General features: G+C 41.0%; 14 protein-coding genes. 7 read left to right on the plus strand and 7 right to left on the minus strand.

The window, feature by feature from the left end:
• The first annotated feature begins 12 nt into the window (after positions 1–12).
• Positions 13–1,857 carry a cystathionine beta-synthase gene (locus ACQK2H_RS13040; protein WP_425391885.1) on the plus strand — a complete coding sequence of 615 codons (1,845 nt, stop codon included), beginning with the start codon at positions 13–15 and terminating at the stop codon, positions 1,855–1,857.
• A 602-nt stretch (positions 1,858–2,459) separates the two neighbouring features.
• Here the strand turns inward: ACQK2H_RS13040 and ACQK2H_RS13045 are convergent.
• The 3 genes from ACQK2H_RS13045 to ACQK2H_RS13055 form a co-directional block, all read right to left on the minus strand.
• A complete protein-coding gene (locus tag ACQK2H_RS13045; RefSeq protein ID WP_425391886.1) occupies positions 2,460–2,759 on the minus strand; it encodes a helix-turn-helix domain-containing protein in 300 nt (99 codons plus the stop codon).
• Positions 2,746–3,093, minus strand: a complete 348-nt coding sequence (locus ACQK2H_RS13050; RefSeq protein ID WP_349567705.1) for a type II toxin-antitoxin system RelE/ParE family toxin — start codon at positions 3,091–3,093, stop codon at positions 2,746–2,748. Before ACQK2H_RS13050 ends, ACQK2H_RS13045 begins: the two co-directional genes overlap by 14 nt.
• Positions 3,094–3,342: 249 nt before the next feature.
• Complete coding sequence (locus ACQK2H_RS13055) at positions 3,343–3,765, minus strand: hypothetical protein (RefSeq protein WP_425391887.1); 423 nt, start codon at positions 3,763–3,765, stop codon at positions 3,343–3,345.
• A gap of 95 nt (positions 3,766–3,860) precedes the next feature.
• On the opposite strand from ACQK2H_RS13055, the gene xerA reads away from it, so the two are divergent.
• Positions 3,861–4,742, plus strand: coding sequence for a site-specific tyrosine recombinase/integron integrase (xerA, locus tag ACQK2H_RS13060; protein WP_425391888.1), 882 nt, complete (start codon positions 3,861–3,863; stop codon positions 4,740–4,742).
• 94 nt (positions 4,743–4,836) lie between these two features.
• Here the strand turns inward: xerA and erm(F) are convergent, their stop codons facing one another.
• Together erm(F) and ltrA are read right to left on the minus strand one after the other, a co-directional pair.
• Positions 4,837–5,637, minus strand: coding sequence for a 23S rRNA (adenine(2058)-N(6))-methyltransferase Erm(F) (gene erm(F) / locus ACQK2H_RS13065; protein ID WP_425391889.1), 801 nt, complete (start codon positions 5,635–5,637; stop codon positions 4,837–4,839).
• Positions 5,638–6,019: 382 nt separating this feature from the next.
• Complete coding sequence (gene ltrA / locus ACQK2H_RS13070; protein WP_425391890.1) at positions 6,020–7,300, minus strand: group II intron reverse transcriptase/maturase; 1,281 nt, start codon at positions 7,298–7,300, stop codon at positions 6,020–6,022.
• A gap of 718 nt (positions 7,301–8,018) precedes the next feature.
• Here ltrA and ACQK2H_RS13075 point away from each other — a divergent pair.
• A complete protein-coding gene (locus tag ACQK2H_RS13075) occupies positions 8,019–8,582 on the plus strand; it encodes a hypothetical protein (protein WP_425391891.1) in 564 nt (187 codons plus the stop codon).
• Between the two features lie 248 nt (positions 8,583–8,830).
• Positions 8,831–9,403 (plus strand): hypothetical protein, encoded by a 573-nt coding sequence (locus ACQK2H_RS13080; RefSeq protein ID WP_425391892.1) that lies wholly within the window; start codon positions 8,831–8,833, stop codon positions 9,401–9,403.
• A gap of 249 nt (positions 9,404–9,652) precedes the next feature.
• Here the strand turns inward: ACQK2H_RS13080 and ACQK2H_RS13085 are convergent, their stop codons facing one another.
• Entirely contained in the window at positions 9,653–10,372 is a 720-nt protein-coding gene (locus tag ACQK2H_RS13085; RefSeq protein WP_425391893.1) for a hypothetical protein, read from the minus strand.
• A 79-nt stretch (positions 10,373–10,451) separates the two neighbouring features.
• On the opposite strand from ACQK2H_RS13085, the gene ACQK2H_RS13090 reads away from it, so the two are divergent.
• Entirely contained in the window at positions 10,452–12,071 is a 1,620-nt protein-coding gene (locus ACQK2H_RS13090) for a VRR-NUC domain-containing protein (RefSeq protein ID WP_425391894.1), read from the plus strand.
• Here the strand turns inward: ACQK2H_RS13090 and ACQK2H_RS13095 are convergent.
• On the minus strand, positions 12,055–12,741 hold the full coding sequence (locus ACQK2H_RS13095; protein ID WP_425391895.1) for a DUF4476 domain-containing protein: 687 nt from the start codon (positions 12,739–12,741) through the stop codon (positions 12,055–12,057). The two genes, ACQK2H_RS13090 and ACQK2H_RS13095, sit on opposite strands and share 17 nt — an antisense overlap.
• A 49-nt stretch (positions 12,742–12,790) precedes the next feature.
• Here ACQK2H_RS13095 and ACQK2H_RS13100 point away from each other — a divergent pair, with 49 nt between their 5' ends.
• Both ACQK2H_RS13100 and ACQK2H_RS13105 read left to right on the plus strand, forming a co-directional pair.
• Positions 12,791–13,927, plus strand: a complete 1,137-nt coding sequence (locus tag ACQK2H_RS13100; protein ID WP_425391896.1) for an NAD(P)/FAD-dependent oxidoreductase — start codon at positions 12,791–12,793, stop codon at positions 13,925–13,927.
• A 1-nt stretch (position 13,928) separates the two neighbouring features.
• Positions 13,929–15,509, plus strand: coding sequence for a MutS-related protein (locus ACQK2H_RS13105; RefSeq protein ID WP_425391897.1), 1,581 nt, complete (start codon positions 13,929–13,931; stop codon positions 15,507–15,509).
• The last annotated feature ends 1 nt before the right edge of the window (position 15,510 follow it).

The following is a 15,510-nucleotide window of genomic DNA, read 5'->3' on the forward strand; positions in this document are numbered from 1 at the left end:
AAAACAACATTTATGAAAGAAAATAACGTGCTACCGTTTATTGAGAAAGTAGTAAAAAACACTCCGTCAGACTGGTTAAACCTAACCACCCACCGTCTGGATATTTACAATGAATCGCTGGCGAAAACAGAATTCATAGAGCAATTTGAAGACTTGTACAAAACAGGTAATGCTGAACAAACCCAGCTTAATGAATTGCCAACGGCCTATGATTACATTCGTCTAGGTCATCCGCTATCCTCTGTCCTGGAATGGACGATTGCTAAAATCAATGGTCTGAATCCTGATCACGTCATTAGCTTTTCATCTTACACCATTCCCATTTTAGCCGTTCTGAGAAAGAACTTATTTTACAAGAAAAACACCCGAGTGCTTTACACCGGAGAGTTACCGGATTCTTTTGATGCAGAAACGATCAGACGCGTGTATAGCTATCATTTTGAAGTGGAGCGAGTAGATAGCATCGATGCGGTTTCAGCATTTGACGGCAGTACCGTGTTTGTTTCGGATATAGACGAAATAGGGCAGATTGATCTGCATGATGCCATCGATTTCCACATTGGCATATATGCGGATATGGGAAGTATTTTGACGATTAATGGAGAGCAAAATGCTTCGTACACTTCAGCCATTCAGCATGTAAGAAGACGAGAAACCATCGCCATGACCCCTGTCAATTGCTATGCTGCATTGAAACAACTCATTGGTGAAACTTCTGCTTCAAGCCATGCACTCAACCTCGAAGCAGATAAAGCGAGGGTGCAGGAAACCATCAAAGAAATCACGACAACCAAAACCACGCCCCTACTCGGTTCAAGTGGCCTTTCCGTGCAGTACGCCATCATGATGGGGTTGATCGATGATGCACGTGAAAAGTATCCTGAGAAAAACATCAAGTTCATCGTCCCTCCCAACTGCTACGGTGGCACCAACGATCAGGCGCGACGGGTAGCGGCATGCCTGGATCATGTAGAGATACTGGACCTTCCGGTAGATCGGGAAAACAACATGGTGGACAGTACCGAAAGGGTGCTAGAGCAGGTGGCCAAAGCTGATGCCATCCCATTCATCATTGTGGAGATACCCACCAACCCACGAGTGGAGGTGCCGGATCTGGAGAAGCTTCGCGATGCTTTAAACAAAAAACGAAAGACCGCTTCCGGTAATGATGCAATTGATCCGGTATTCATCATTGATCAGACCTTCTGTCCCAATGTACAATTCCTGAGCGAAGATTGGATCTTTTCGTCCATCCGCACCATCTCTTATGTCAGCGGGTCCAAATTTCCAAGCGGAGGCAAATGCACGGCAGGTTATTGTGTGGCTAATAATCAGGCTGCAGATCTGATGGATAGAATCGAAAAGCACTTGGTTCTGTGTGACAATGAAGCGACCGACCTTCAGGTGTCCATCCTTGCGGAGCAAATGCCTTCGATGAATCAGCGCATTCAGGATGCGTATATCAATACCCGTGAGTTTGTGAATTTCATTCAAGAAATACTGCCTGCTGCCAAAATCAATTTCGTTTCAGAGGAGCTGGCTTCACAAGGCTTTACCCCATCCGTGTTCTCGTTGGATCTTCCAACGAAAGGAGATACCGAAGAAGAACGGGAAACGTATAAGCGCGCATTGAATGACAAGCTGATCCATATGATGATCACGGAGATTCCCAATGACAGCAAGTATTGCGTGAGCTACGGACAGCTAAAAGGGTGCTACTGGACCATCCCTGCCACCTCAACCCAGGGCACCACCAAAGAATCCGACAAAGATTACATAGCGAGGGTGTCTGTCTCACCGGATTTAGATCTGGAAAAGCACAAAGAAGTGTTTAAGGCGTTTGTGGAGGAAATGTGAGGACGCCCCTCCACACAGGCCTTGGGCCCAGACCGGCACTAGCGGGTCGGGCCCTTTTTGTTAGTCCATCAATAATCTGTACTTTGCTACGCTCCTAGAGTTTTGTCACAATGAGTAAATCGAAGTGTCAACAAAACGGTATTAATGCCATCATTTGAGCCGAACTGGCGTCCAAACTGTTCCCATTTACGTTCTAAAAGTTCACGAGCACTTGTGTGTTCAATGCAATCCTCAAGTTTGGCTGAACTAGATTCATGTATGAGTTCTAGAATTGTATCAGGAATCTCAAAGTCCGGTTTGTTCTTAAGATTCTCAATGCGATTAAGAACGTCTTCACTTTGGATTGAGGTTATCCAAGTAATTATAACTCAAGTTTACGTTGTTTAATCGTCATACTGAAAGATACGAAATTTACTACATGCTGTCAATGGATGTGAACGCCCAGATATGGCGCTGTGGCCTCCGAGCTTAATTAATTGCGATAAAAACTGCTTATCTGTCCGGGCCCGCCAAGGCAGGGTTACAGATAAGCGGGATGTTTAGCAGACACTTAGCAGATGGCTAATTAAGGCCATGCGCTATATCGCTGTAGGGCTTTCGTGTTATATTTCTACATTTAGTTTCAAATGACCTCCAAGTCCTTCTCTGATAATTCTCATCAGAGTTGACAGTCTGATATCACTTGCATTATTCTCAATTCGTGAAATGTAGGTTTTAGTTGTTCCACACTTCTTTGCCAGTTGTTCCTGGGTCATTCCTTGGTTCTTGCGCATTTCTTGAAGCATCACTCCCAACCTGAAAGCTTCAAATCCTTCTTCAAAGGCTTCTCTGGATTCGGTTCCCCGTTCCCCGTACTCTGCGTTCAGGTGATCGTCAAAGTCTATAATTTTAGTCTTGCTCATCATAATATTGTTTTTGCAGCTTTTCAGCCAGTTTTATTTCGTTCTTGGGGGTCTTCTGAGTTTTCTTTTGAAACCCGTTCAACACTACAACTAATTTACCCTTGTCAAAAAAGCAGAATATTCGATAGATGTTAGTTCCCGAGATCATCCGCATCTCATACAAGTTAGTCCCTGTGATGTTTTTGAGATATTTCGTTGGTACTCGTTCAACCGTCTTAATCAATTTGATTGTCCAGTTTATTCGCTCTTTTATCTTAGGAGTTTGCTTGTTGTAAAACTCCCAAAAATGTTCGCCAAAGAATATAACTTTTCTCACATCACCACTTTTGTTCATGCGAACAAAGTTAGCTAATTAGGTAACTTATTCCAAGTTAGAAAAGTTCAGAAGAGGGGAACTCTGCCTTCACGGGCATGAAGCCCAACTACATAATTAAGAGCATCCGCACACCTAAGAATATACTGTATAGTGTTTCGTACTATTGGATTAGCTACAATAATTGTCTACCCTTCGATACGCTCCCTTCAGTCGCACTCAGGATGAAAATTAATGATTAACTCTATATACCACCTGCATTCTATTTTATTAGGATTGAATAAGGTGCTCCCAGGGATCAAATGACTTCATGTAGTCTTGTTGTTGTACAATCAGGACCTTGTGAATCATGGTGCCGTGTTCCTGAGATCGTTCCACGATGGGCTTAAATGCATAATCGTAACATAAGAAATACAGGTCTGATGATTTACCATATGCACTTGTAAAATGTCTGAATGAAAATCCCAACTCAGACAGTACCTCTCTCCTTACGGTAGCCTTACCGGTCGGACACAATGTTTTTAAGATGGTGCGATTCTTTCGAAGCTGAGAATTAAGCTTCTTTATCGCCTCTTCATGGGGCTTTTTGTTGCTGTTGTTGAAGGTAGCTCTGCACTGATCGCTGCAGAATTTTTTATCTGCTCTTCCCTGAATCGGTTCTTTGCAACTCAAACATGTGTGCGCTTGAAACATAGTCGTATTATTATCCGGATATATCCGTTTATAATCGGATATATCCGGATATAAATATATTTAATTCACTCGAATCCACAAGCTTTATCCATCATATGGAACTCTCTATTGATAAAACTGCTGATGCTTACAAAGCGGCTCTTGGAATGTTGGAGACCAAGATGAAAATGATGCGATACAGCGACTCTACCTATCGTACCTATCGGTATATGTTCCGAGAGTTTTTGAAATATACATATCCCAAAAAGCTCCATCAGATCACGGAAACAGACATTTTACTATTTCAGCGAAAGCTGGTAGTAGAGAAGAAATGTTCGCGTTCGTATCAAAATCAATCCATCAACGCCATTAAGTTTTACCTGGAGCAGGTATTGGGTTGGGACCGACAAGTGTATGCACTACAACGGCCAAAGGCAAAGCAAACCCTCCCATTGGTACTCTCTGTAAAGGAAGTGCAGCGATTATTTGCTTGTACACCTAACCTTAAACATAAAACGATTCTAATGACCATTTATAGTGCCGGATTGCGTGTGTCTGAAGCGCTGAATCTACGTGTAGAGGATATCGACTCAGACAGGATGCAAATTCGTGTATCTGGTGGGAAAGGAGATAAAGATCGGAATACCATCTTATCGAGGAGGCTGTTAGTGGTGTTGCGACAGTATTATCTGGAATATGCTCCAAAGTACTACTTGTTTGAGAGTTATGATGGTTCACGATATTCTTCGAGCAGCATCAGGAAGTTTTTAAAAAGATCGGTAAAACGTGCAGGAATTGACAAACCGGTGAAAGTGCATACGCTACGTCACAGTTTTGCCACGCATTTATTGGAAAACGGCACCAATCTTCGATACATACAGGATTTGCTTGGTCACACCAGCGCAAAGACCACAGAGATCTACACACACGTGAATAGCAAAAATCTGAGTGATGTAGTTAGTCCATTGGATACAATGGGCGTATATTTGAAAGGTTAATAACAGGAATACTCCTGTTATTAAGTTGTTATGCGGCAGCTTAAAAGACGACACCAAACCAGAAAAATCATCTTGACAACCACCCGACTTTGAACTACGAAGGATGAAATTTTTCAGGGACAACTTCCAGCATTTCCAAAAAACAGTTTACCCATTGACTTGGAGACAAACAAACAATTTGAGCATTAAGGTTTAAACCGAATTTTTCCGAAATTGACCTGACCTGATTTTTCCTGAAAATCGACTTTAAAGCTGTTTTTACAGATAAATCAGGTTTCTGTAACAGACAGGAAATAAATGCTAAGTATTTGTCTTTAAACTTAAAATCAAAAAATAACTGTTTTCTTTTAATGTTTAACAGGGCTGACTTGACAGTTGGCGGTGGCAAGAAACTTTCAGGACCTACCTCATAGACAAGTTTCAAATCAAAAAAAGTATGATAGAAAACGGTATATGGATTGTAAAGCTTCCTCGAAAATAACTTTTGTGTAGGTTCTAACTGAAGGACAATGGAACCTCCCAGAAAATTTTCAAGACTCTCAAACATCAGGATTTTGAAAATATCGGAAGTAATGCCATAAGGAATATTTGACACCACTTTGAAAGGAAATTTCGGAACTGCAAAATTCCTAAAATCACAACCGACAACTTGAACATTTCGGGCATCAGAAAATAATTTTCGTAAATGTTCAACCAAAGCTGTGTCGTTTTCAATAGCTACGACATTGTTCGCGATTTTTAATAAATGAACAGTAAGAACCCCTTTGCCTGCTCCAATATCTAAAACTGTATCTTGACTGCTTATATTTGCTTGTTTTATTGCATTTTGTATTAGCACTTTATCAATAGTAAAGTGCTGACCCGTAAAACGAACGGGCAATTTCTTTTTTGTCATTAGTAACTTCTTACAGGTGAATACTTGAATTCAAATCGTGGAGAAGTGAATAGACAGTATTACCCGACAGAGCAACTATGACAACGTAACGCCTTTACAAAAAAGTCGGCACACGAAACCCATAGACTGATTGTCTTGACCTAAAAGAGATTGGAATTTTCAGGACTGCCTATCACTTAGATAGAAGTCCAAGGTCTGCTGAAATACATAATTCAAAAATTGAAATTGCTTGACTGCAAATTTAGTAACTTTGCTTGACAAATTAACGAGAAAGAAGAGAAAATGAAAGCCGACCGCATAATCGAGTAGACGGCCCCACCAGAAGTAACTGATGGGGTGCGCCTCTCACACCACCGTACGTACGGGTCTCGTATACGGCGGTTCACTGAATTTCAGGAATCGTTTGACGGTAATAGGAAAGCATCGATTCGTATCCTCTTCGTCTTAGTCTGGATAGTGTGATGGTAGTCCTCAATATAGGGCTTTGGGCTACAGCCCATCCTCCCATTCTTGTCCTACTGTAGGCATAAGCCCTATCAAAATCCATCCCTAGTCTGATGAGGTTCTTGCGCTTGCGTTCAGGCTTCTTCCAGTCGTGCCAGATACAGTATCTCAGGCGGTTCCTGAGCCATTCGTCTAGTGTCTTGAGTTTGGCATGAATATTCGCTAAGCGAAAATTGTTCACCCAACCCTTCCACACTTCTGATAGCTTTTGGAGTCGTTCATCGAAACTCATAGGTCTGGTCTTCCTGGAGATATCCTTAAGCCTGCGTTTTAGGTTCTTCCACCCTTTCTTCGATACTACCAACTGATATTGTCCTTTCACCCCCTTCTTGTATACTGAAGCAAATCCGTGCCCCAGCAATTCGAAGTTTACAGGTCTACGAATGCCCGATTTCGCCCTATTGATAGGTAACCTTAATTTGTCCCAAAGGAACTTGTAAACAGCATTACCCACCTTTCGTGCTTCCGCCTTTGATTTAGTATAAATACTAAAATCATCCGCGTAGCGAACGTAGCGCAAACCTTTCCTTGCCAGCTCCTTGTCCAACTCATCCAGCAGGATATTGGACAGCAGAGGACTCAGTGGTGATCCTTGCGGCATCCCCTTGCGGCGTTTGTGCAACCTTCCCTTTATCTGGATAGGTGCTCTTAGCCATTTGCGGATCAATCGCAAGGTGGTTGGGCATTTTACCTTGTTATAGATCAGTTGTAACAGCTTTACATGGTCGACTTCATCGAAGAAACCTTTCAGATCAATATCCACAATATCCTGAAATCCATCGTTGATGTATGCCAGGGCTTGCGTTACTGCCTGTTGAGTATTCTTCTCTGACCGAAAACCAAAACTAAATGGCTCAAAGTTTAACTCGAACTTTGTCATTAGCACCTGGCTCACTGCCTGTTGTAACCATCTGTCTGTTACTGTTGGAATCCCCAGTAATCGGGTTTTCCCCTTTCCCTTGGGTATCTCTACTCCAAGGATAGCTTCAGGTACGTAAGTGTGGTTCAGCACTTCCGTGATGATCCTGTCACGGTTAGCTTCCAAATGGTTCGCCAACTCGTAAACGGTCATCCCGTCAACTCCTGCCGACCCCTTGTTCTGCAACACCTGACGGTGTGCTTTGTAAAGGTTCTTACGTCTTAGTACTTCTGCTATCATAAAACTTACTTCCTGTCCTTCTAAGGGTAAGCTATCCAGACGCTACGGTCTGGATTCCTATCCGAATCCGGACACAATTCAATGTTCGGCCCTTCCCTGACTTGTGAGTCCTCCCTTTCTTTCAAAGGCTCGTGACTGTCAGGTACTATGACCTCTGCTGACTTCCTGACAAGTTCTACTTCGTCAGGACCTCCCCGGGTAAGGCACTTATCCTTCCAATGACGCCTGCTGCATCTACCCTTCGAAGATCGTTGACCTTGTGCTTCGCAGTGATGTGCCTACTTACACGCTTCGATTGGCCTCTGTATACAGTTCCTGTTCGTCAGTGCCATTGTTTGCAGTCTCGCTTCCTTCAGTGTACACCTCACGGTGAGCCACCTTGCGACTTGCTAACGACTTCTGTCAACTTCGCCGTGCAGATCTTCCATCTGCTGGATAATATGATTACCTTAAGGTAATCGTGCCATGCCGGGCACACACAAGCGCTAGCAGTTATGCGCCAAAGTGCTGTACTGCCAAGGTCTGTAGGACTTGATCGCTCACTACCCATTCTGCCATTTCATCATTTTTTGTTACTTCTTCAGTTCTGGCTTTTTATCTGTGGAACGCAGTGCTTCGTAGATAATGTTGTGGTAATTGGGCAGATTCGCTAGATTAGTGCTAGTCACAACTGGTGGGCGCACAACCTGCTAGCTGTGCGTTATCTTCAATTCACTCCATGATCAAGTATTTTCTGCTACTTCTATCTTTCTTCGCATTTTCTTGTGAACAGCGGTCTAACACTGAAATAGTGCGAACGTACATGATGGAGAGCTCAACTTCTGAACTGTCCAACATGCTAACTGAAGATGCTGTTGCTGTGTTTTCAGACAGTCCTGACGCATTAACTAAGGAAGATATTTTGTTGAATCACGAGTTTAACCAGGCTTACCAACCGTGGAAGGAAATCCAGTATATCAAAGAACTGAATGACTCAACTGTTGAACTTCAAGCTTTAGAAACCAACAAGCTGCTATCAATTTTTAAAATTGACACAATTGGGTATCAGTACCGTTTTACTCTAATTAACTCGGCAATTACCAAAATTGAGATGGACACAATTGCTAACTCAGAATTCAACTACAGAGCAGTCGATAGTCTCTACAACTTGCGACTCACAGAACTTTTCGACTGGATCTCCTTGGTTTACCCAGACAAGTACGAACACATAGGCGAACTAAGCTCAGAATCTTCGAGACTCATTTTAGAACTAGCTGAAGAAAAAGAAGATAACAGGCACTAGCGCGAATATGCCTGTGTGCGTTCTGCTAGTTTCAGTGCAACTAGACCGCTTCACCGCCCATTCTGCTACTTTCATTTCCCCTCCCTTCTTTTCGTCTTTCTGGACTGAGACTTGCGGAACGCAGCTCTTCGTAGATACCGTTGCAGGGGTTGGGCAGTTTTGCTAGCTTAGTGCTGTTTACAACTAGTGGGCATACTCTCGCTAGTTGGACGTTAGGCTCAATCAGGGCATCTGCATATTGAATCATCATGGGCTTTTGGATTGCAATTATCTTGATTTACATACTTTTTATCATCGGACTAACTTTCTTAGCCTTCTGGCTACCGAAACGTAAAGGAAGAAGGAAACTAGGAATCTTCTTAGGTATCCTAACTTTCCTAATAACAACATTCCCAGTAACTTCTTTTCTGATCGAAGATTATTGGTTTTTCAAATCAGACGTAACCCAAACTCTGGCAAAACACGATTTTCATCTTGAAGATGATTTCGAAATTCTAGAACATGAAATAATTGGCCTTCGAGATTATTACGAACAATTTACAATTGAAATCAGTGAAAAGGACAAGCAGCAACTGATTAGAAAGATTGTCAACGCAGAGAACTTTGAAGACAAAACAATTGACCAACCACTAGACGACATATACGAACTTCCAAGATACTCGAATGATGAAACGGAGGAGTACACCTGGAACTCTCGAACTACAACAGAATATAGGTTCCACTATTACAAGCCGAGACCTCAAGGACTAACACCAGTGGACGAATACATAAGAATCCCAATTGACGGACTAACTCTGAAATACGAATTGATATACGACTGAAAAGAAAGAGCCTAACAAACGATGATGGCGCATGGCCTTACTTAGACATCTACCAAGAGTCTGCAAAACATCCCGCTTATCTGCCGCCCTGTCTATGCGACAGGCAGGCAAGAAACTGAAGTGCTTTCTTCTTTATATACTCTGTTCCCTCGCTTCGCCGAAGTTTCGCAAAGGCAAGGTGGGAATCTACATGACTCAGCACCACTCTGCCATTATTGTTCCTCTCCTTCCTGGCTAGAGACTTTTTAGCTACCCCCCAGCCAAATCCAGTAATTTCTGATACTCTGCAAGCCGATCCACATCGCCCAAACGCTCGGCTAGAGTGATTAAGGTTTTAATTATGTCCTTTGAGAAAGGATCATCATAGCGGGCTATCTCCAGGTATTTAATGGCTTCTTCATAATAGGCTTTGGCACGTTGCATCTCCGTTACTGAGGTAGCCCTCTCAAAAATGATATCTCCCGCCTGTTTATTCGTTTCTCCAAGATACAAGTCCACCAAAGACGACACCTCTAGCTTTTTGGCCAGCACTAAATATTCAATTCTTCGATCAAGAATTGATAGTTTTTGATCTACTTCGTCTGCTTTTTTTTCCTGCTTAAGTAAGTCCTCCGCCTCTTCAAGCAATAAGGCATTCAATTGCTTATACGCATTGCTTACCTCTAACTCCATATTTTTGTCTTTCGACAGTACTTGCTGCAGATCAGCATAGGCCAACATTAAAAAATCTTGCTCTGCACTACTCTTCGCTTTTTCTGCCTGCTTTAGTCTCACCAAACCCCTGTAATAAAATATCTTTGCTTTTGCAGCCTCAGTCAACATATCCTGTATTTCTGCCGCATTTTCAAAATCTATCAATGCCTCCTCATACTCTCCAACATTGAAGTGTCTTATACCGGAATCAACGTAACTTTGTGAAAACACCAGTGATGCCGTTATAAGATAAAATGCAAATAAATATGGCTTCATGATGAATATTGACGGTATGTACTATGTATAATACTATTTAAACGAACACGGTAACCAATAAAGAAGTTCTATTCGATAAATGTCTAAAAATGATCCTATCATACTACCTCAAAAGTACTATTTAGATTACTTCAATTACTTACTTGAGTTTGTAGAAAGGCAGTACGATCACATTTTGGATCAGCCTGAACACCTCTTCTATCAATCGTTCAGAGAATTAAGCGAACCCGCACAATGTCTTTATTTGAGATTCTCAAATCGAAGAGGCCATTACTTTAGAATCAATAAAATTTCCTATGATGAAATTCCTAACGTTCATGAAGCAAAAGAAGAATTGATGCATCAGGGGTTTATACAAATCAATGAAAGCGATGATCCCACTCAGTTCCGTTTGTTCACCAAGCAGGAGCTTGTCAACTTGTATGATTTTTTACATCCAGGTCAGCGAAAAGCAGAAATTTTAATGGAACTTTCAGAGGTTGACCTTCAAGTTATTCATGAAAAGGAGGAAGTAGCCGAGGTTCTTAAAAATGAGGAAGTTGACTTCATAAAACTGCTGTTTTTTGGTCGAAGAGGTGGACAAATGACTGATTTTGTAATTCGGGATGTGGGTAATGTAAAAATCGAAAAGCTGGATGAATCTAAATTTAAGCCTTGGTTTGAATCAAGAGAAGAGGCACTCTCCGTCATGCATCTCTCACAGCTCAAAAAGATGATTACAGAGATCCAGGAGGCCGGACTCCCACTGGAGGACTATCTGGAAGAAATGCCCTGGGAGGCATGGCTATCCTATCCCCGATCATCCGAAATTGCTGAAAAATTACTTTTGGATGTTGGTTATCACTTCGAAAGGATGCTGCGTTCGGATCTGGCATTGTATTATTATTCCCATACCGATAAATCACCTGCAAGAGAGCGGAAAGTCAGAATACTAGATAAAATGGATCAAAAGGATGATGCCATTGCAATCGCCAATCAAATGATGGAGAACCCAGCCAATGCATCTGAGCTAACCTTTGCCACCGACTTTTTAAATCGCAAAGGCATTCGTATTGATCGCAGCATGACCCGGCGATTAAAAAAAGCACCATCCATAGAAATTCCACCTCCTGACTCAACAGTGGAAAGAGCAGTGCTTTCGTACTTTTATGAAGAAGGCTGGGACGGCTTGCACGCAGAAAACTATCTCTGGAGAGGTCTGTTTGGCTTGGCTTTCTGGAACATCATCTTCGATGCAGATCATGGGTCGTTTCATCACCCACTGCAAAGGCAACCATCGGATTTAAATGACTCCATCTTTTTTGAATCCAGGGAGACATTACTCAGAGAACAATTAGCCAAATTCAGGACTCGTAAACAACTTATTAATCACATAACCAGATTCCACAATGAAAAGATTGGTATTGCCAATCGGTTTGTGACATGGCATGAGTCCTTGCTCCATTCACTGGAAATCATGATTGAAAGACTCCCTTTAGCAGGGCTAAAAAAGGTGCTTTTGGAAATGTCTAAAAATATGAAAGAGAACAGCGCAGGGTTTCCTGACCTCTTCCTCTGGAAAGAAGAAGATTATCAATTTTATGAAGTGAAATCACCCAATGATCACCTATCTGCTCAACAATTATTCTGGCTGGATTTCTTAGCTTCAGCTAAAATAAAAGTGGATGTGTTGAGAGTGAATTTCAAGACTCATCAATAAAGGCCAGCAGTTTATCTCTGTCGTTTGAGAAACGAAATAACTCAGCAAATTGATAGTATTTATCTTTCTCCGTGCAATTTTCATAGAGCTGTTCCAATATCCAAAATCTATCATTGGAAAATCTAAATTGAGTAGCTATCCTTCTGATTTGATAGATAGTTAAGGCCTCATCTTTGAAAAAGTACATGACCCGTTCTTTTTTGTCACTTGAAAAATTTTCTGCTTTTACGTATCGGAACTTATCCTCAAACTCTTCCATGCTCATTGCATTTAAATCAGATTCATGCAACGAAACATCCACCGTTTTCTTCTTCAGAATATAAGGTCTTAATTCTTCATAAGTAGTAAGTGTAATCGCCATGTCATCGAATGCCTCAAATACCTCAAATATATGTTCCGGATCAGCGATCGCATGGAAATGTCTTTTTACAAACTTTCGTTTATAATCATCGGCAGAGAATAAGGTGGTAAGCACTCCTATCTGATAAGAAGTGAAGCAATTGCTTAAAATCAAATTATCTGCAACCATCAACTTCTCTTCATCTGAAGAAGCTTTCTTCAATTTTTTGTAAATACGTTTGGTGGTGGCGTTTGAAACCGGATAGCATTCTTGCGCTAGCGTGCTATGAGCTATACTTGCAAGTAGCAAAAGAATTAGTAATTTCTTCATGGTGATTTGAATATTTCTTTGGCCTAAAAATAGCAAAAAATATATATTCATGGATAATGGTTACACCTTCAGTCTTTGGGAAAAACAATCCTTTCTAGAAACCGATGTTATCGTAATAGGTGCCGGCATTACAGGCCTTTCTACAGCGGCTACTCTAAAGGAACAATCGCCTGACTTGCGAGTGACTGTGCTGGAGCGAGGCATACTGCCTACTGGTGCCAGTACAAAAAATGCAGGGTTTGCTTGTTTTGGCAGTGTGTCTGAACTTCTGAATGATATAGAAGCATTGGGTGCGGATGGGATGGTGAGTCTTGTAGAGAAACGTTGGGATGGGCTTCAAAAAACATGTCAGCGGCTGGGCAGAAGTATGATTGATATACAGGTTAAAAGTGGCTATGAGCTGATATTCGATAAACAATCTGAGGTAGTTAATAAAATTGGTGCCATCAATGATTTGCTGGAAGACTTTTTCCAGGAAGAGGTATTCAAACTTTCTGATGATAAGATTACGTCGTTTGGTTTCGGTCAAACCCATCACCTCATTGAAAATCACCTGGAGGGACAGCTAGATACCGGTAAGTTGATTTCCTCCTTGTGGAAATATTGTGCAGAGATAGGAATTCAAATACATACAGGTTGTGAAGTTTTGGAAATCAAGGAAGAGGCATCTGGCGTTAAGGTCGACTGCAGAGATGCGTATTTCTCAGCGAAAAAGGTGGCCGTCTGCACCAATGCGTTTACGAATAAACTTTTAAATAAAAAACTGGATGTAACTCCCGGCAGGGGGATTGTCATGAGTGTTATTCCGGAAAATCCTCTAAAGTTTGAAGGGACTTTTCACTACAAAGAAGGATATTATTATTTCAGGGACTATTACGGTAAACTCCTTTACGGTGGCGGAAGGAATTTGGCGTTGGAAGAAGAAGAGACTACCACATTTTGTATAAATGAGAAGATCAAAACTCAGTTGATATCAGACCTTGAATCCATCATTCTCCCCAACCAGATGTACCAGGTTGAAATGGAATGGACTGGAATAATGGCTTTTGGTGAAACCAAAGCTCCTATTGTTACAAAAGTGTCAGAAAGGATTGCAATGGGCGTCCGTCTGGGTGGTATGGGCGTAGCTATAGGCAGTTTGGTAGGCGAGGAAGTAGCAGAAATCCTGATGGAGGTACATGATTAGTATGTTTAATTCAAAGAATAAACAGAAAAAAGCCCTCGATGATGCATATGGTCAAATCAAAGAGGATATCTTCAATTTTGACTCAATTTCTGAATATTATAAGGGTACTACTCCGCAGAAAGACACTCAGACAATTTCAGATAGAACTTACAATGATTTGGATTTTGATAAATTCTTCATGTTTATTGATAGAACCACCTCCAAAGTGGGACAACAGTTTCTTTACAAAAAAATTAGAACACTTCGTCTAAAGCCATCTTTCGCTTCTCAAGAAGAATTAATTGAATTCTATCAAGAAAATCAGAAAGAAAGACTTTCTGCACAATACACTTTACTGAAACTTTCAAGATCTGGAGCGCTTTATCTGACCTCTCTATTCCAGAAGCCTCACTTAAAACCACCTTCATGGTTAAAGTTCGTGAGACCACTTTCAATTGTGAGTGTTCTACTAACGCTATTAGTTCCATTTTATCATTTAGCAATCTTGATTTTGCTTGGGGTTATTCTAATAAACTCTATCATTCATTTTATCAATAAGCGAAATGTAATTGTTTATCTCAAGTCACTGCCTGAATTAATGAATCTGGTGGATGCGGCTGAAAAGTTAGGTGAGCGAAAGGAATGCGAGGAATTTTATGAAAATGCTAAAAGCGACATCCAGGCAATAAAAAAACTAAAATTTAAGTTATCATTTTTTCATTCGACCGATGGTGGTTCAGCTGATTTGGCAGCACTTGCAACTATGGTGTTTGAATTAATAAAAATGATTTATTTACTTGAACCTCTTTATCTTTTTTCAGTACTAAAGGAGTTAGATAATAGACGTTCAGAGTTAGCATCTGCTTTCGAGTTTGTGGGAGAGATCGATTGCTGTATTTCACTAGCGAGTTTACGTAAATCCTTGGATGATAACTGGTGTCATCCTACAATTAGTGCAACAAAGAAAAAAATAACAGCTCAAGACATATATCATCCTCTTATCCCTTTCCCTGTGAAAAACGAGTTTATAGCTGAATCGAAATCGGTTATACTCACAGGATCCAATATGTCCGGAAAGACAACTTTTATCAGAACGATTGGGATAAACTTTATAGCGGCTTTAACGATCAACACCTGCTTTTCAAAGGCATTTGAATTGAAGCCTTCTAAAATTTTCACTGCTATCAGAATCAATGATGACTTGATGAATGATAAAAGCTATTATTTAGAAGAGGTATTGACCATAAAACGAATGATAGAAGAATCACAAAATGGGCAAAACCTGTTTCTGCTCGATGAACTTTTTAAAGGTACAAATACGATCGAAAGAATATCAGCGGGAAAAGCGGTGTTATCCAAGCTAAATTCAAATGACAACCTGGTTTTTGTATCAACACATGACATAGAGCTAACTGAACTTTTAAATAATGAATTTGACTCCTATCATTTTTGTGAACAAATAGATAATCAGAATATTGAATTTGATTACCTGCTTAAACAAGGACGTCTTGAAGAGAAAAATGCAATAAAAATTCTAGAAGCGAATGGGTATCCTGCCCAAGTAATATCAGAGGCCAAAGACATTTCAAATAAACTAGCTTAGA

Origin of the sequence: Ekhidna sp., from assembly GCF_965228795.1 — a bacterium.
Lineage (GTDB): Bacteria > Bacteroidota > Bacteroidia > Cytophagales > Cyclobacteriaceae > Ekhidna.